Genomic DNA, 17,559 nt, shown 5'->3' on the forward strand with positions numbered 1-17,559 from the left:
AAAAAACATCTCAGAGCGTGGCATAATAATCCCCATCACAAAATTTGTTATTCTCAAATCATGAAAATTTATTATGAAGACAGTATGCCTTATGCTGCTGAGTTTTTTGAAGAGCTCGGAGAGTGTCAGGTTTTCTCCCACAAAACCGTTAACCCTGAAATGCTGGCTGACGCAGATGTTTTATTAGTTCGCTCTACCACTAAAGTTAACGCTGATTTACTTTGTAAAAATTCACGCCTTAAATTTGTAGCCACTGCTACTGCAGGTACTGACCACGTTGACCAGAATTATTTAGAATCGAGAGGTATTCCTTTTGTTTCAGCAGGTGGATGTAATGCAGTCGCGGTAGCTGAATATGTGTTGAGTGCCATGGTGGTGACGGCCAATAAACATAATTGGTCGTTACAACACAAAACTGTAGGTATTATTGGGGCAGGGCATGTTGGGACAGCTTTATCTGAGCGCTTGAGCGTGCTTGGCATTAAATACAAATTGTGTGATCCACCGCTAGATGATGCTGGCGATCCCCGTGATTTTGTGCCCATGGATGACATTATGCAATGTGACGTTATTACTCTACATGTGCCATGGATAAAAGCAGGTAAATATCAAACTCAAGGTATGTTTGATAAACCTAGATTAATGCAATTGTCTGAGCAACAACTGTTAATTAACGCTTGCCGTGGTGAAGTATTGGACAACCAAGCGGCTCTGGAATTATTCGAGCAAGGTAAAAAACTTAATCTAGTGTTAGATGTTTGGGATAACGAGCCGGATATTCAATTACAGTTAATTCCCTATATTACTCTCGCCACGGCACACATTGCCGGGCATACAATTGAAGGTAAGGCTAGAGGCACCGAAATGTTGTATGTGGCATTAAGTGAGTTGTTGGGAAAGCAGGCTCACAAGACTCTCAGTGATTATTTACCGAAACCTAATGTTGGGCCATTTGAGGTGGATGCTGAACAGAGTTTTGTAAAGGTTGCGAGTCAATTGATTCTTAACGTCTACGACATTGCTAAAGATGATCAAGTGTTTAAAAAACAAGCCTTGGGCCCTGAGCAATTTAGATATATCCGAAAACACTATCCTATAAGAAGAGAATTTTCAGCAATCGCGGTAAATACTGGAAATTTTGTTGATTCAAAGGCAATCTACGCTCTTGGATTTTTAGCTGCAAAATAGTGCGGCTTAAATTCATGATAACCCCATTTTATTTAAATTTTTAGGAGTAATAAAACCATGTCTCGGGCCTTTGATGTCGCCGTGTTGGGCGCTACTGGATTAGTAGGACAACACATGATTGAAATTCTTGAACAAAGAGATTTTCCAATCAATAAACTTTATCCATTAGCCAGCGCACGATCTGCAGGCGGAAAGGTGACCTTCAAAGGAAAAGAGATTACCGTTTTAGATGCAGATAAGTTTGATTGGAGCCAAGTTCAGCTCGGCTTTTTCTCGGCTGGTGGCAGCGTGTCTGAGAAATTCGCACCGATTGCGGCTGATGCAGGTTGTGTGGTAATCGATAATACCTCTCACTATCGTTATGATGCAGATATTCCTTTGGTTGTGCCAGAAGTTAACCCTCAGGCATTGGCGGACTTCCGTAATCGCAATATTATTGCCAATCCGAATTGTTCTACTATACAAATGATGGTGGCTTTAAAGCCTATTCATGACGCGGTGGGTATAGAAAGAATTAATGTTTCTACTTATCAGTCTGTATCGGGAGGCGGAAAATCTGCAATAGATGAGTTAGCCCATCAAACGGCGGCCTTGCTAAGTGGTAAAGAGGCCAAACCTGATGTATTTAGTCGCCAAATTGCTTTTAATGTTATTCCACAAATAGATGCTTTTATGGATAACGATTACACCAAAGAAGAAATGAAGATGGTGTGGGAAACCAAAAAAATAATGGGCGATGACTCTATTTTAGTGAATGCAACAGCAGTGCGTGTACCGGTCTTTTATGGTCACGGTGAAGCGATTCATCTAGAGACACGTGCCCCTATTGATGCTGAAGCAGTGAAGGATTTATTGGAAAATGCGCCAGGAGTTGTTCTGCATAGAAGCAGAGAGGATTTTCCTACCCAAGTAAGCAGTGCTAGTGGCAACGATGATACCCATGTTGGGCGTGTCAGGAATGACATATCTCATCCTAACGGGATCAATATGTGGGTTGTTTCTGATAACGTGCGCAAAGGCGCAGCAACTAACAGTGTACAGATCGCCGAGGTGCTTGTTAGGGATTATATGTAGGTCACATTCCAGCGAGAGTCACAGCTCAACTGTGACTCTCAATAATTCCCTATTGTTGCCGATAATATCCTTAGCTAAACCATTAAATCAGACATTTTAGCGTTATACTTTTTTAGGAACCAACCGCTACAGTGATCTTTGCAAACTAAGTTGTGATTCTAGATCAAACTGACCTTCTAGTTTATAGTTGTATAAATAGTTAGTGGTAGCTTTCAAACTTGGAATACGAATTGCTTTAGGTATACGTCTGGGAATGTATCAGTCAATAAAATGACATTAATAGCAATCACTTAGTCAGTTATTCATAACAATAAAAGATACTTTTTAAAACGAATTTATTCTAGATCGGCACTGCTGCGAACAACCATGTTAATAGTGGTAAGTTGATGTTTTGGGGAAAAGGAAACATATGAATTTGCGAAAGATAGCATTACAGCTTTTTATTATGCTGAATTTCGTTACTGCTGTTTATGCTGCTGATTTTCAACAAGTTCAGATAAAAGGCCCCAAGGACGCAAGCGATCAATACTCCGGTACTATTTATGGACCAATAGAATCTTCCGATACCTTATGGCAAATTTCCCAGCGTTATAGACAAAATAGTGGTTTGTCGGTTTATCAGGTTATGCAGGCGATCTATGAACTAAACCCTGATGCGTTTGAACAACAAAATATAAATTTATTAAAAGATGGTTCGATTTTAAAGTTACCGTCCGAACGTTATATCGCCAGAGTTAGTAATCAACAAGCAAGACAAAAAGCGGATCTGGATTCACAGAACTTACAAAACCTCTCATCTAATTCATCCAATGGAAGTAGCGCAAATAGCCAAAACCAATCAACTAACAACAACGCCACTTTGGATGAAACCAAAGAGCTAATAGAGCAAAAGTTAGGGGCTATCGACGAGGCACAAAATCGCCAATTTATGGCAATTAGGAAGCAGTTTGCCGAGTCAATTAGTAGCGTTCAAAGTATCTTAGATGAAAATAAAAGGTTATTTGAAAGACTCGATAAAGTGAATACCGACATTGATGAAATGCGCGGTCAGGAACAACAAAAATCTCTGCAAATGGAGCAGATGGGTGAAAGCATTGAGGAGTTGTTAGAGAAGTCTCGTCAAGAAGATGCCAAAAAAGCGGCACTCTTGGCAGAGCAAGGAGAGTCTTGGTTAAATAACCCAATTATGCTTATTTTGCTGTTCACCCTTCCTGTTTTATTAGTGCTTGCAGCTTTTGCGTATTGGATGATTAAACGCAAAGAATCGGTAGCCGTTACTGCTGAAGAAGATGATATCGACGACCTTTCTTTGGATCCCTTAACCGCAGAAATGGATGACTTGTCAGACGCACTCAGTAACGAGTTGTCGTCGGATGATAGTGACGATCTCGATAACGACAACCTATTTGGTGATGATGATTTACTCGACGATGTTTTAGCTGAAGAGCTTGAAGAATCCTTAGATGATGCGCTTGGCGATAGTATAGAAGAGCCCCTCGTTGATGATTCAGAAATCTTTGATGAACTAGGTGATGACGACCTCGATAATTTACTTGATGAAGAAGAATTCGAAGTTGGCGCCGAAGTTGTAGAGCAAGATGACCTAGACAGCTTATTTGACGAAGATGATGAATTGTTATCTGAATTGGATGAAGAACTTCCAGTTGATTCTGATGAGATCTCTAATGATGACTTGTTAGCGAAAGTGTCTGATGGTGCAGATAACTCAGATATCGACGATATGTTGATTGAAGAAGACGAGCAACAAGTCGAGTCGGAAGCCGATGACATAGAATATGAAGAAGATGCGACACCTGATGAATCTTTGTTGGCGCCAGTAGAGGTTGACGAAGAACAGCCAGAAATTAGTATTGATGAATTGCTTGAAGAACCTGAAGACAAAAACGTGGCCAGCGAGCTACTTGAGGATTCTGGTGATATTAATGAAGAGGTGTTACAGAACCTTGATAATGAGATAGCGTCCCAAAATGAGGAGCTCGACAATGTAACAGGTAGTCTTATTGAAGAATTAGAACAAGTCGAACAAATGCGTTCGATGATGCCTGATGAGGAAGACGAGTTACCTGAATCTGCAAACGAACCACAACTTGATATTCAGAAGTACGATGGTTTAGAAGAAGACATTGATGATGATTTATTAGCTGAGAACTTTGCAACACCAGATTCAATTGATGCAGACGATGATGTTGAAATTGATATATCTGAAGTACTTAACGAGACTGTACATACTGATGTAGACGAATTACTTGATGTTGAGTCACAGCTAGAATCCGAAGATATCGCACCCTCGCAAGAAGAGACAGAACTAACCGATGCGCTAGTAGATATTCCCCAAGTAGCCCCCGCCTCTGAAGAAGCAGAACCTGTCGAAGCAGAAACAATCGATGAAGTAGAAAAATCTGCAGATGTTGGGTCAGTTCAAGAAGCTTCAGAGTCGGCAGAAGCTGACATAGTCGATGAACCCACAGAAATAGAGTCAGTAGAAGATGCCGCAGAACCAGCCCAAGTTGAGTCTGTTGATGAAGCATTAGAATCTACCGAAGCAGAAAAAATCGATGAAGTGGAAGAGTCGGCAGAACTAGAGCCAGATGATGAAACAGCAGGGTCGGCTGAAGCAGTTGAAGTCGATAAAGCTGCAAATATAGAGTCAGAAGTAGAAGCTGCAGAACCAACCCAAGTTGAGCCTGTTGATGAAGTAACAGAATCAACAGAAACAGTCGATGAAGTGGAAGAGCCTGCAGAGCAAGACCCAGAGGATAAAACAACGGAGTCGGCTGAAGCTGTCGAAGTCGATGAGCCCGCAGATATAGAGTCAGAAGAAGCTACAGAACCTGCCCAAATTGAGCCTGTTGATGAAGTAACAGAATCAACCGCAGCCGCGGAAGAATCTGCAGAAGTGGAGCCAGATCTTGAAACAGCCGAGTCTGCTGAAACAAATGTAGTTGACGAACGGGAAGCAATGGAGCCAGCAGAAGAAGCCACAGAGGCTGCTCAAATAGAGCCGGTTGATGAAGCGGTGGAATCTGCCGAAGCAGAGACAATCGATGAAGTATTAAATACAGAATTGGATTCGTCTAGCGACAGTGACACTGCTTTAGACGAAGACCAATTAGAAAAAGCATTAGAAGATTTTGAAAAAGCGGAGCTGGACGAGGTCTTAGAAGATCTTACCTCAAATGAGTCTGCTTCTATCAGTTCTCTTGACGATTTAGAGTTTTCAGCAGATGACTTCGTCTCTAAAGAACAAAGCCCAGATCCTGCGCCTAAACAACCTAAATCTTTAGATGACTACGATTCAATAGAAGATTTTGATGATAGTGAACTTGATAATGCATTTGACGAAAATTTTGAAAACACAAGGGTTGACTCATCACCAAGTGGTAGTGATGAATTAGATGATTTACCTGGTTTGGGGGATTGGTTAGATGATGATGCTTTGCACCCGAGTGAACAGCAAGCGACAGTTAGTGAAGATAAAGAGGTTTTGGATGAATTAGAAGAATCAAACTTTGATGAAATGCTTGAGTCTATTGATCTGGACGAAGAGTTATCAACAATTGAAGATGATGATACTGGGTTTGATATTGCAGCGTTACTAGATGAGACACCTAAAAACGAAGAGAACAATGAGATTCAAGCCGATTCAGAAGACTTTTTAGATGTGGAAGCATTATTAAATGAAAGTGTAGGTGCTGAATCAGAAGATGAAGTAGAAAAAGCATTAGACTTAGATATACCCCTTGAGCCCTTTGTAAACGAATTCGATAATTTGGAAATGATCGACGTTGATGCTGACGATGGGTTAGGCGCGAAATTAGACTTAGCCCATGCTTATATAGAGATTGGTGAAGAAGAATCAGCCAAAGAGTTGCTTGAGGAAATTTTGCAAAAAGGCAGTCCAGAGCAGATAGCCGCAGCGAGAAAAGTCATAGATAAATTGGACTAGAAAGCTATCTTATGAGTCGAATGAAATAATTAAAACTCAACTAGCTGAAAATTAATGAACGATTTTGACGGGTTGCTCTGTCTATGAAGTTTACGAGTCATCAATTAAAGCGAATATTAATTCACTGCGCATTGCATGGATTTTTATGTTGTAGTCTGACATTCAGCTATGTAATAACATATTAAATACAGCGTTTATCTAAGCAGCAGATTACATTCGAATTTAGGCATCTATGTTAAAGTTAATTTTAGTGTTCACTCTATTCTCAGTTTCTTTTTTTGTTCAATCCAATAAAATCTCTGTCAAAGTACTGACACAGGAGAGGCAACGGGTGGGCAATGTTGTGGTTTATCTCACGCCAAAAGCGTCAAAGGTTAGCGCTATCTCTAATAAAATAGAAATTATGGATCAGGTAAATACACAATTTTCACCGCATATCTTGGCTGTTCAAAAAGATACACAAGTGCGCTTTCCTAATTCTGATTCAATCAAACATCACGTTTATTCATTCTCTCAAGCAAAGACTTTTGAACTGCAGTTGTACAAAGAGCTACAAGCTGACCCATTGCTGTTCTCAAATACGGGGGCAGTTGAATTGGGGTGTAATATTCATGATTGGATGTTGGGCTATATTTTTGTTGTGGATACCCCTTATTTCGGTAAAACGGATAGCGAGGGCAATCTCACTCTAGAGTTACCTGACGGAGACTATCAGCTCGACGTCTGGCATCCAAGAATTCAAGATAAATTTAGTGTTTTGTCTCGTCCATTGTCGTTACCAGCTACCTCTGATATTGAAATTGTACTTTCCTCACCGCTTCTGCCTGACGTAAATCAGTATGAAGATATTTCTGGTGAATTTTCCGATTATGAATAATGCGGTAAACTGCAAATTAGTAGGCTTGCCAACTATACTGAAATGGTTGGTTTTGAGCGCGCTGGTTTTCAGTGTTAGGGGGTTAGCGGTCGAAGTTACGGGGCTAGTACAACTTAACTTTGTTAAAGCAAGCGAACAGACCTCATGGTTTGATGAAGGAACGGGGATCCTTGCATACTCTAAAGACGGCGCTCACGTTCAACAAGCATTTGTTGATTTATCAGATAGTTTTTCCAATGGTTTGAGTTATAACCTTGTAGCCAATTATTATCAGTTAGGTGAGCAAAATTTAGGTATTTCTCAAGCGTACATCAGTTACAAACCTTTAAGTCGTTCAAAAATTAGATGGCGTGGTCGTATAGGTTTTTTTTACCCAAAACTCTCATTGGAAAATGTTGATTCGGGTTGGTTGTCTCCTTTCACCTATACCCAATCAGCGGTAAATAGTTGGATTGGCGAAGAACTGCGCACCCCAGGTTTAGAACTTAGCGTATTTAGTCCAGGACGAAGTCGAAACAGTCCCATTTCTTTTGAGTTGCACGGATCCTTGTTTAAAGCCAATGATCCCTTAGGTACTGTAATTAGTTGGCGTGGTTTTGCACTGCATGACAGGCAAAGTTTAAATAATGACCGTGTCCCATTTGCCGCCTATCCAAGTGTCATTGCTGAAGATAGAATCTTTCATCCTAACTATGTTGAGCCCTACCATGAGTTAGACGGCAACATTGGTTTTTATCTAGGCGCACACATCGATTATTATAGACAGTCAACTTTGCGTTATTACTATTACGACAATCAAGGCGATCCATTGGCGGTGAGTCATGAAAGATTGTACGCGTGGCGAACCAAGTTTCACTCCCTTGCGCTGCAGCATAAGTTTGATGGTAATACTCGTGTAGTTGCACAATGGCTGTCAGGTAGCTCAGTGATGGGAACACGTTTTGTTTATATTGATTTTGACGCTTGGTACATAATGCTAAGCCATAAATACAAAGCGCATAGGATCAGTCTACGTTTTGATAAGTTTAAAGTGCGAGAAGATGATGTTTTTGAGTGGGATCAAAATAATAGTGACGGCCACGGTTATACCTTGGCGTGGCGTTACGATTTAAATAGAAATTGGCAAATAGGTTTAGAGCAACATATAAATGAAAATAGTGCCGATATTAGAGCAACGCTAGGAGAAGACCTTGAAGTCAACCAGCAGCAAAGCCTAGCGGTACTGCAATATCGCTGGTAATGACGAGTTTATCTAAACGCTACCTTGTTTTTCAATGACTAACACTCTTGCTTCAGCAATAGGGGCGGCATAATGTTTACTGCCCGCCGGCACGTAAAAAATGTCACCGGTTTCAAGCAATGTTGATAGCTGTTTAGTATCTTGTTGGTAATGCATCATTACCTTACCATCTAACACCACAAACACCTCTTCTCCGTCGTTGATATGCCATTGATAGGGTTGATCTGTCCAATGTAGTCGAGTGGTTATACCTTGCATGCAGGCTATGTTTATTGCGTCCCATGCATTTTCAGCGGTGTAGTCTTTGGCTCGAATAATTTGCATTAGCTACTGCCCCTTTTAGTTGAAGGTGGATATTTTGCTAAGAGTGCTTTTGGACGGATTGGCCTTTTTTCCAAATTCCCTAAGCAGTTTGGACACTGAAGAATATGTATATTTTCAGTACAGGTATCGCAAAAAGTACATTCAAAGGTACAGATATAGGCTGTTGAATCAACTGCTAAGTCGCAGTGACACGTTTCACAGTTGGGTCTAATCTGAAGCATGTGAGTTATCCTGATTTTTGTTAGTCAGTCCATTATTGTTCCAGCGGAATTCCATTTGTTTAGCGGTCGCTAGGGCAAGTTGTTGGCTACTTAATTTGCTCAACAAATGTAGACTCATATCTATGCCTGCACTAATGCCAGCAGAGGTAATAACCTTTTGGTTGTCTACCCAACTCACATTTTCAATTATTGGGATAGTCGAAAACATTTGTGTAAATTGCCGTATGTCACTCCAATGGGTTGTGGCTTTGTAGCCATTCAACACACCTGCTTGCGCTAACAAAAATGCTCCTGTACATACAGAGGCCAAAATAGGCACAGTGATAGCTTGTTGTTGTAACCACTCAATAATACGTGATTTTTGCATTTCTACGGCGTGTACACCTCCTGCAACTATGAGCAACTCAAGTGGTGGGTGACTATCAATATTGTAGTGTGGAGTAACACAAAAACCGCCTCTAGCAAGAACTGACGAGTCGTTTTCTGCGATCAAAAATACCTTAAATTGTTGTGCTGTTTGGTTTAAACGGTTTGCGGTTGTAAACACCTCAAATGGTCCTGAAAAATCCAATACTTCAGCATTTTCGTACAGGTAAATGCCGATATTAAGCTGCGGTTGTTTATTTAACATTTGTTTGATTCCATTAAAGGTAAACCTAGTCTTTACTGTTTCTTGCTGATTTAAGCTGATTCATTAACTTGCGAATTTCGATTCTTAAATCTGTAAATACAATACTAAGACACAAAGTAATTGACTGAAATGACATAAAAGTATAATTTTCTGCCATGTTTATGCCTCGCCGAATTTTGTTTGTAATATTTGACCAATTTGAAATGTTGGATCTCTCCGGGCCGTCCTCGGTTTTTAGTGCTGCTCAAAGGTTTTTAAAACATCCTGCTTATTCTGTTCATACTTTGTCAGTGACTGGTGGAGTAGTGCATTGCCGTGCTGGTATTGAGGTAATGACTCAAAGCTGTGAAGGGGTTAGGGTGTGCCCATCTGACACTATATTAGTTGTAGGCGGAGACAATAACGCTATCGCTGAGATTTCCAATCATCCTAGTTTGCACGCTTGGTTAACTCTCAACGCTCCTATAGCTGAGAGGTTTGGCTCTATTTGTTCAGGTGCGTTGGTACTAGCAGCAAACGGTTTATTGGATGGTAGAAACGCCACAACTCACTGGGCTGACCTCGCACTGTTGGCTCGAGATTATCCTGCTGTGAATGTGCAACAAGATGCACTGTATTGCATAGACGACAATTTATGGACTTCTGCAGGGGTGACGACAGGGATAGACATGGCTTTAGCCATGTTAGGGAGTGATCATAGCAGTAAAATAATGCGAGAAGTCGCTAGTTGGTTAGTGGTTTATGCCCATCGTCCCGGTCACCAAACGCAGTTTAGTGAACTGTTAGCAGCACAGAACCAGGATGTTTTCGCAGATATTGTAGTCTGGTTAGATGCCAACCTACATAAGCCGTTGAGGGTACAAGATATGGCAGAGAAGTCAGCGATGACAGAACGTACTTTTTATCGGCGATTTACTGATCAAGTGGGTTGCACACCTTCAAAATTTTTAGAAAATAGGCGCTTATTTAGAGCTAAACAATTGTTGGAAACAGGAAGCGTGGTTAAGTCAGCTAGCGCAAGTGTTGGTTATAAGTCGATATTGGGTTTTAGTAAGGCATTCGAAGCGAAGTATGGGTTATCTCCAGCTCTGTATAAACGGCTGCATGGCAATAAGGAATAGTGAGGTTGATTATCAGGCCTATAATACTAGGCCTGATATACTCAGTGGTATTTTTAGAAGAAGCTATATACCAAAGTGACAGCAGTTTGTGTATCTAACTTGTCAGTATCACCTTCAACATCAGAGTTATGATCCATCAAAAAAGAGAGTTTAAGCGATAAACCACCACTGATTTGAGCGGATACTGATGTTTCTGATTTAGACTTAGTATTATCGCTACCTACTTCAGTACTCAATAATTGCTTGAAGGTGGCAGTATCAGAAATTTTCCAGTTGTAGTCTAACGCTGCCCTAACAATCATGCCGTTTTGTTCAACACCGTCAGTGGTTTCTGCGAATGAATAACCAGGACCGATGCTGTAGCTAAATTTACTGGTATCGTCTTCCCACATCTTTTGTGACCAACCGGCAGCTAAGGTTGCTTGATAGTTATAGCTGCTAAATCTGTCATCTTCGTATGAAGCAAAACCAAATAAGCGGTGATCTGGGTTTTCTAACTTGTAGTTTCCTTGTGCAGACAAAAAGTACTTTTGTGCGGTTGTCTCGTCTACGGGGCTATCACCCACCTCGTCTTTTTTATAAAGGGCTTCAAGGGTATAGTCATTACTCCACTGTGTGAGTTCTTGATGAGCTGACAATTTTCCTTTCACAGAAGTTGTTTCAGTATTACCTGTTGTGGCTATGTACCCAAATTCACCGTCCATTGTAAATGGTTTTACTTCGTCAGCAGCAAATGCATTTCCAGCAGCACATAGCCCAAGTAAAATTAGAGGTTTTTTCATTCGTATATCCTTTGTATGTATATTTAATTCGTTTTGTGCAGATGTGGGTATTTTGACAGAAGCTAAGCCTCAGAAGAACCCTACTTTAGTCTTACCGCACTATTAAAAAAATTGGTAAACCAGAGTCACAGCCGCTTCCGTGTCTAATTCTTCAATATCGGGTCCAACGCTAGTATCGTGATTCATTATTAAACTTAGCTTCATCGCTAGTGCGCCAGTCAGTTTTGTTGATAGAGAGGTTTCGGATTTAGTTTTGTAATACTCTTGATCAGCTTCGGTGCTAATAAACTGCCGAAATGTCGCATTGCTAGAAAATTTTTGTTTGAATTCCATTGCCGCCCTAACAATCAATCCTTTGGTGTCTTCTTCAGTATTGTGTTTTTCAACTTCTGAAATGGCATAACCGGGTCCTACACTGTATTTAAACTCACTTTGTTTATCGTGCCACAGTCTTGACGTCCATCCTGCAGCTAATGCGGCTTGATAACGAAAACCACTAAATCTATTGTTTTCATATTCACAATAGATAAAAAGCCTATCGTCAGGTTCGGTTAGTTTGTGATCGAATTGTCCAGACAAGAACAATCTTTGAGCCGATGCCAAGTCTTCTTCTTCTCCCTCTATTTCTTGTTGGCTTTGTTTGTACAAAGCGCTACCAATAATTTGATAACTCCAAGATGTTAACTCTTGGCTAGTATTTATCTTAGCTGTGGTGGTTGAGGCATTAGTATTGCCACTTGCAACCAAAAAACCAAATTCGCCAATCATAGATAACTCATCATCATCTAAATCGGGTCTATCCGCTAAATAAAGCGAATGCATGATGTTTTGCCCAGCGAAACAATTATTAGCTGTTAGTAAAACAAAAAGGAGTGGGAGCCACTTCATAGTGTAAACATACTATTAGTCTAGAAATTTAGCGGGAATTATATATAACTTCACGGTAATTGTGCATAGTTAAAGGGCAAAATCTATGAAAAGCTGTTATTTTCCGAATTCAATTAACTAAGTGTCGGGTTCATCACTCCTAAAACACCGTCCGCTTCCATTGATGCAAATTTGACCGCATCATTCAGATCTTCTTGATCTAGTTTTAAGTACTTCAAAACGAGAGGCGTAATTAACTGACTCGCAGAATATAAATTATCATGAGTCATGGCTACGCTGGCACGTACAGCTGTGTAAATAATTGCGATATCTTTGTTTTGTAGCGCTTTATTTTCATCATGTAGATCCATTACTGGAATATATAACTGGCTAGGTAAGCGCCAATATTCCATTAGTTTTGCGCTGCAATTTGCGTAGTCAAAACCTAATACTTGGCGTTGAAGTTTCCAAGGTGAAGTCTTTTTGTCATATTGACTGCAGTCTATTGCCAAGTTTGGCGCTTGCACTGCAACTAACAACTCGCCTAAATTATGTAGTAAACCTAATAAAAAAAATCGTTCACTTCCGCGTATCTTTACCATCTTAGCAAGATGTTTTGCGACCAAAGCTGCGTAAATACTCTGTAACCAAAATCTTTTTAAATCAATCACATCGCTGCTGAAATGTTCAAATGCAGAGCTTGCGGTTTCTGCCATGACCAGATTATATAAGGCTTCACCACCAATAATGTTAATGGCTTTAGCCAGAGAATCAATTTGTGATTCGAACCGAAATAAAGGGCTATTGGCTAACTTCAATAGTTTTGATGATAAAGAAGGATCCAATGCAATGAGCCGACCAATATCTTCAAGATCGGATTGATCGTCATCTAACATGGAGCGAATACGCACACAAATATCCGGCAACGCAAACGATTGCCCGGCGATTCTAGTGATTTCTGAAAGGTTAATTGATGACATAGTTCAGTATTTGGGAATTTGTATTAGCCTAGTATAAACATTCATGATTTGAAAAGAGAGGGTCTTTTTATTTGTAATCACTAATATACAGAAAATAGGTTGATTTTTATTAGTAATTATATAGGGTGTTTTAACAAGTAGTTAACATTTTGAGTTGTATATCTATGGAAGAGCTTTCTGGAATAGACGCATCATTTTTATATCTGGAATCACCAAAGATACCTATGCACATAGGTGGAGTAGCCATTTTAGAAGGTTCTCTCAAGTTTGATGATTTTCGAAAATTTGTGAGTGACCGCGTACACACAGTCGAAAAGTTAACGCAAAAATTGGTCACCGTTCCCTTTAGTTTAGATAGACCTTACTGGGTAGAAGATCCAGACTTTGATATCAATATGCACTTACACCAAACTGCGTTGCCTCGACCTGGTGGTTGGAAAGAATTACGCTATTTGGCTTCAAGGCTGTTTTCTCAACAGTTAAATCGGGAACGCCCGTTATGGGAGTTTATTTTTGTGGAGGGTGTGGACAATATTCCACAAGTTCCAAAAGGTTCGGTTGCCTTAATTACTAAAGTCCACCATTCGGGATTCGATGGCAAGTCTGGGGCCGATTTAATGTCGATGTTGTTTGACGTTTCTGATACTCCTGCCCCTCCAAAGCCAGTTGTTATCAAACCTAAGAAACCCATTCCCGGTCCTGTTGGGTTGATGGCCAAAAGTGCCTATAACTTTATTTCTCGTCCAACTAAGCTGCCGGGGTTATTGTGGGATACTGGAAAGGCGACTTTTAAAGCCGGTTATATGACCCGTGCTCAAGGCATAAAAATGCCAACGATGCCGTTTAATGCCCCAAAAACGAGGTTTAACAATTTGGTGGAAATGGAACGCACTTGGGATTCAGCAATACTGGATATCAATCGGGTTAAGGCTCTTAGAAAGGTGGTAGACGGGGCGACATTGAACGACGTGATTCTCGCCATCTGCGGTGGAGCGCTTAGGCGGTATCTATTGGAAAAAGGTGAATTACCTGATAAACCACTTGTTGCAATGGTGCCAGTATCCACACGTACCGCAGAAGAAAAAAATGCCATGGGTAATCAAGTGTCAGCAATGTATGTGCAACTGGCAACGGATGTTGAAGACCCTTGTAAGCGCCTCGAAAAAATTCAAATTAATACCATGGTAGGTAAACTCTACCAAGATGCCATAGATGCCAAGAGTTTAATGGGGTACGCTGAATTAATTCCTTTTGGATTAGCTGGCGTGGCGGCGCGGTTCTATTCTAGAGCCGCTATCGCCAAACATCATAGTCCGCTATTCAATGTGGTGATTACTAATGTTCCAGGGCCGCAAATTCCCATTTATCTAGCGGGGCATAAACTCATTGTTAATATGGGAACTGCCCCAATATTTGATGGCATGGGTTTAATTATGCCAATTTGCAGTTATAACGGAACTTTGACTATTAGCCCCACAAGTTCCGCTAATTTAATGCCTGATTTAGAGTTGTTTACCCGTTATATTCGTGAAAGTGCCAATGAATTGGAGTTGGCAGTACAAGAAAAACTAGCGGGTCGAGCAGCTCTTGATGCGCTTATGCAAGATGAATAATCTCAACGTTTTATAGGATTTGTGATGAAACATGTATTACCTAATATTCCAAGGCCTTCTTTATTTCATATGTTTGGCGAAGGTCGGTCGTTATTTGAGTTGAGTGCTTTTGGGATTACGCTACCTTTTCTAAAAAGGGCTCCCAACGGTGACGGTCACCCAGTGTTAGTGATCCCCGGTTTTTTAGCCAGTGATCTGTCTACCAAACCCATTCGCTCCTTCTTAAAAAGAAAAGGTTACCAAAGCTATGGTTGGGAGCTTGGACGCAATTTGGGTACACATATAGTAGGCGGCGAACAAGTACTAAGTGATAAACTGATTAATAGAGTAATTGAATTATCAGTAATTCATAACGCCAAAGTGAGTATTGTGGGGTGGAGCTTGGGGGGCATTTTAGCTAGGGAACTTGCTCGTATTATCCCTGATTGTGTGCGACAAGTGATTACATTAGGTAGTCCGTTTAATGGTACACAAGGCTCATCTCTTGCTGTTGCAGGATTATTTGAAATGATAAATGGAAATGTTTCAAAAACTAATCCGGAAATAGTACAACATATGCATACGCCGCCCCCTGTGCCCAATTCTGCATTATATTCTAAAAGTGATGGTGTCGTGCATTGGCAATCCTGCATTAATCAGAATATTGAAGATCATCACCTGGCTGAAAATATCCAAGTCAGGGGCAGTCATTCAGGTTTAGGACATAATCCACAAGCTGTGTGGATTATTGCAAATAGGTTGGCACAGAATGAATCTAATTGGCGACCGTATAATAACCAATCATTTCAAGACGTGACTACTGGGCAAAAACTTGAGCAACTCAGCCAAGGTGTATAAATTGCAGCAGTATTGGTGCTTACTCAAACCTATAAAATATTAAGGTGTAAATGAAAAAAGGACGAACTTGTAAAAACTAAATATTCAGGCAAGCTAAGGCTTGCTTAATTTTTGTGAGTCTACACCTTTGAGTTCAATTATTTATCATCCAGAGCAAAGAGTTTCGGCTAACCAAATCCAAATAAACTACGATAGTTTTGGAGATACAAACCATCCCCCTATTGTATTGATTATGGGGTTAGCCACCCAGATGATTTATTGGGATCGACAATTTTGTCAATTGCTTGCTTCTCAAGGTTATTGGGTTATTAGGTTTGATAACCGTGACATAGGTAAGAGTACTTGGCTAGACTCACTACCTACCCCCTCAAGTCTCGCCTTATTAACTAATGCGGTATTCAGACGCCCGCTAGGTGCAGCTTATTTGTTGTCGGATATGATGGAGGATACGCTGGGCTTGTTAGATGCCTTAGGCATAGAAAGTGCCCATGTTATCGGTGCATCTATGGGAGGCATGATTGCCCAAGAACTGGCCATTCATCACCCTCAACGAGTTAAAAGCTTAACTTCAATTATGTCTACCACAGGTAATAGGAAACTACCTAAACCGTCAGCATCCTTTAGTCTCAAAATGCTTAAATCGCCACCTAAAGAAAGCAGTAAAGCCGTTGCTTATGGAATTCAATTGTGGAGATTGATACACGGCGAACACTATCCTTTTGATCAACAAAAAATACTGTCTTTGATCAATCAAGCACTACAAAGAGGTTTTAACCCCAAGGGAAATACGCGGCAATTAGCTGCTATTTTAGATTCTCCCGATAGAACCATACCACTGGGTTCTTTACGGGTGCCTAGCTTAGTCTTACATGGAGCGGATGACCCCTTAGTCCCTGTCGCATGTGGCGTAGCGACTGCAAAGGCGATACCCAATGCCAAAATTAAAATTTATTCGGGAATGGGGCACACCCTTCCTAGCCAACTTTATGATGAAATTACTGCTGAGATACTAGATCACATCAAAGCCACTAACTCTTAATGGGGCTAATTAAAGCGGGCAAATAAACCATTTACGCCTCTAACCAACCATTTTGGATAGTGGGTAGCCCATTGTACTAATAATTTATTGGCTATCTTATCCAAAAATATGACATCTCCTTTCATACTCGCTTTATATGCTTGTGCAGCAAGTTCCATAGGATCGGCTTTAAGAAACTTAGGGATGAATTTTTCCAAGCCATCGGCATGGCTAAGCATTTTCGTTTCCGTCATGCCAGGACAAACACAAGTGACAGTCACTCCAGTGCCGCGTAACTCTTCTGCAATACCTTCTGTAAAGGACAATACAAAAGCTTTACTGGCACCATAGGCTGCAAAATTAGGTGTAGGCATGAAACTCGCTATGGAGCCAATGTTGACAATTTTTCCTTGTCCTCGAGCCAACATAGGTTTTACAAACTGTTGTGTCATGTTAACTAGGCTTTGGATATTCAATTGCAGCAAGTTATTGAGTTGTTGTGTATCACTGAGGCTTAATTTTTCTACTTGCATCATGCCGGCATTATTCACCAAAATATCGACGTTGATTCCTTTTAAAGTGATCGCAGAAAATAGCTTTTGCGCCGCATCAATTGGGATCAAATCCGCTGCGAAAACTTCTACATTTATTAAGTATTGGCTTTGAAGCTGTTGTGCAAACTCTTCAAGCTTGGCTTGATTACGAGCCACTAATACTAAGTCATGTCCGTTTTTTGCATATATTTCTGCAAAACTTCGACCAATGCCTTCCGAAGCGCCTGTGATAAGTGCGGTATCAAGTTTGCCCATTAAAAACCTC

The 17,559-nt window shown here is 40.6% G+C and carries 16 protein-coding genes; 9 read left to right on the forward strand and 7 right to left on the reverse strand.

The features are described from left to right. Positions 1 to 60: 60 nt before the first annotated feature. The 5 genes from KO534_RS11965 to KO534_RS11985 all read left to right on the forward strand — a co-directional run bounded on the left by KO534_RS11965 (position 61) and on the right by KO534_RS11985 (position 8,346). Complete coding sequence (locus tag KO534_RS11965) at positions 61 to 1,188, forward strand: 4-phosphoerythronate dehydrogenase (RefSeq protein WP_215929884.1); 1,128 nt, start codon at positions 61 to 63, stop codon at positions 1,186 to 1,188. A gap of 57 nt (positions 1,189 to 1,245) precedes the next feature. Then, positions 1,246 to 2,262 carry an aspartate-semialdehyde dehydrogenase gene (locus KO534_RS11970; protein WP_215929885.1) on the forward strand — a complete coding sequence of 339 codons (1,017 nt, stop codon included), beginning with the start codon at positions 1,246 to 1,248 and terminating at the stop codon, positions 2,260 to 2,262. 409 nt (positions 2,263 to 2,671) lie between these two features. Then, entirely contained in the window at positions 2,672 to 6,229 is a 3,558-nt protein-coding gene (locus tag KO534_RS11975; protein WP_215929886.1) for a FimV/HubP family polar landmark protein, read from the forward strand. Between the two features lie 331 nt (positions 6,230 to 6,560). Then, positions 6,561 to 7,106: a methylamine utilization protein gene (locus KO534_RS11980; RefSeq protein WP_354667932.1), complete on the forward strand. Its 546-nt coding sequence runs from the start codon at positions 6,561 to 6,563 to the stop codon at positions 7,104 to 7,106. Further along, positions 7,099 to 8,346, forward strand: a complete 1,248-nt coding sequence (locus tag KO534_RS11985; protein ID WP_215929888.1) for a hypothetical protein — start codon at positions 7,099 to 7,101, stop codon at positions 8,344 to 8,346. The genes KO534_RS11980 and KO534_RS11985 overlap by 8 nt, the downstream gene beginning before the upstream one ends. A gap of 12 nt (positions 8,347 to 8,358) precedes the next feature. Here KO534_RS11985 and KO534_RS11990 read toward each other — a convergent pair whose 3' ends face one another. Genes KO534_RS11990 through KO534_RS12000 form a run of 3 tightly spaced genes read right to left on the reverse strand, consistent with a single transcriptional unit; the run spans position 8,359 to position 9,522 of the window. After that, on the reverse strand, positions 8,359 to 8,670 hold the full coding sequence (locus tag KO534_RS11990; RefSeq protein ID WP_215929889.1) for a cupin domain-containing protein: 312 nt from the start codon (positions 8,668 to 8,670) through the stop codon (positions 8,359 to 8,361). Further along, positions 8,670 to 8,891: a DUF1272 domain-containing protein gene (locus KO534_RS11995; RefSeq protein ID WP_215929890.1), complete on the reverse strand. Its 222-nt coding sequence runs from the start codon at positions 8,889 to 8,891 to the stop codon at positions 8,670 to 8,672. Before KO534_RS11995 ends, KO534_RS11990 begins: the two co-directional genes overlap by 1 nt. Then, on the reverse strand, positions 8,878 to 9,522 hold the full coding sequence (locus KO534_RS12000) for a DJ-1/PfpI family protein (RefSeq protein ID WP_215929891.1): 645 nt from the start codon (positions 9,520 to 9,522) through the stop codon (positions 8,878 to 8,880). Before KO534_RS12000 ends, KO534_RS11995 begins: the two co-directional genes overlap by 14 nt. A gap of 155 nt (positions 9,523 to 9,677) precedes the next feature. Between KO534_RS12000 and KO534_RS12005 the strand changes: the two genes are divergently transcribed. Next, on the forward strand, positions 9,678 to 10,643 hold the full coding sequence (locus KO534_RS12005) for a GlxA family transcriptional regulator (RefSeq protein WP_215929892.1): 966 nt from the start codon (positions 9,678 to 9,680) through the stop codon (positions 10,641 to 10,643). A 53-nt stretch (positions 10,644 to 10,696) separates the two neighbouring features. On the opposite strand, the gene KO534_RS12010 is transcribed toward KO534_RS12005, so the two are convergent. The 3 genes from KO534_RS12010 to KO534_RS12020 all read right to left on the reverse strand — a co-directional run bounded on the left by KO534_RS12010 (position 10,697) and on the right by KO534_RS12020 (position 13,272). After that, positions 10,697 to 11,425 carry a DUF481 domain-containing protein gene (locus KO534_RS12010; protein ID WP_215929893.1) on the reverse strand — a complete coding sequence of 243 codons (729 nt, stop codon included), beginning with the start codon at positions 11,423 to 11,425 and terminating at the stop codon, positions 10,697 to 10,699. Between the two features lie 102 nt (positions 11,426 to 11,527). Then, positions 11,528 to 12,247, reverse strand: coding sequence for a DUF481 domain-containing protein (locus KO534_RS12015; protein WP_252732105.1), 720 nt, complete (start codon positions 12,245 to 12,247; stop codon positions 11,528 to 11,530). A 179-nt stretch (positions 12,248 to 12,426) separates the two neighbouring features. Further along, positions 12,427 to 13,272, reverse strand: a complete 846-nt coding sequence (locus tag KO534_RS12020) for an HDOD domain-containing protein (RefSeq protein WP_215929895.1) — start codon at positions 13,270 to 13,272, stop codon at positions 12,427 to 12,429. A gap of 149 nt (positions 13,273 to 13,421) precedes the next feature. Here KO534_RS12020 and KO534_RS12025 point away from each other — a divergent pair, with 149 nt between their 5' ends. The 3 genes from KO534_RS12025 (at position 13,422) to KO534_RS12035 (ending at position 16,761) form a co-directional block, all read left to right on the forward strand. Next, on the forward strand, positions 13,422 to 14,885 hold the full coding sequence (locus KO534_RS12025; protein WP_252732106.1) for a WS/DGAT/MGAT family O-acyltransferase: 1,464 nt from the start codon (positions 13,422 to 13,424) through the stop codon (positions 14,883 to 14,885). A gap of 24 nt (positions 14,886 to 14,909) precedes the next feature. Continuing rightward, positions 14,910 to 15,722, forward strand: a complete 813-nt coding sequence (locus KO534_RS12030) for a hypothetical protein (RefSeq protein ID WP_215929896.1) — start codon at positions 14,910 to 14,912, stop codon at positions 15,720 to 15,722. Between the two features lie 100 nt (positions 15,723 to 15,822). After that, positions 15,823 to 16,761 carry an alpha/beta fold hydrolase gene (locus tag KO534_RS12035; protein ID WP_252732107.1) on the forward strand — a complete coding sequence of 313 codons (939 nt, stop codon included), beginning with the start codon at positions 15,823 to 15,825 and terminating at the stop codon, positions 16,759 to 16,761. 5 nt (positions 16,762 to 16,766) lie between these two features. On the opposite strand, the gene KO534_RS12040 is transcribed toward KO534_RS12035, so the two are convergent. Further along, entirely contained in the window at positions 16,767 to 17,549 is a 783-nt protein-coding gene (locus KO534_RS12040) for an SDR family NAD(P)-dependent oxidoreductase (RefSeq protein ID WP_215929897.1), read from the reverse strand. Positions 17,550 to 17,559: the final 10 nt, after the last annotated feature.

Source organism: Paraglaciecola arctica (assembly GCF_018861065.1).
GTDB lineage: Bacteria > Pseudomonadota > Gammaproteobacteria > Enterobacterales > Alteromonadaceae > Paraglaciecola > Paraglaciecola arctica_B.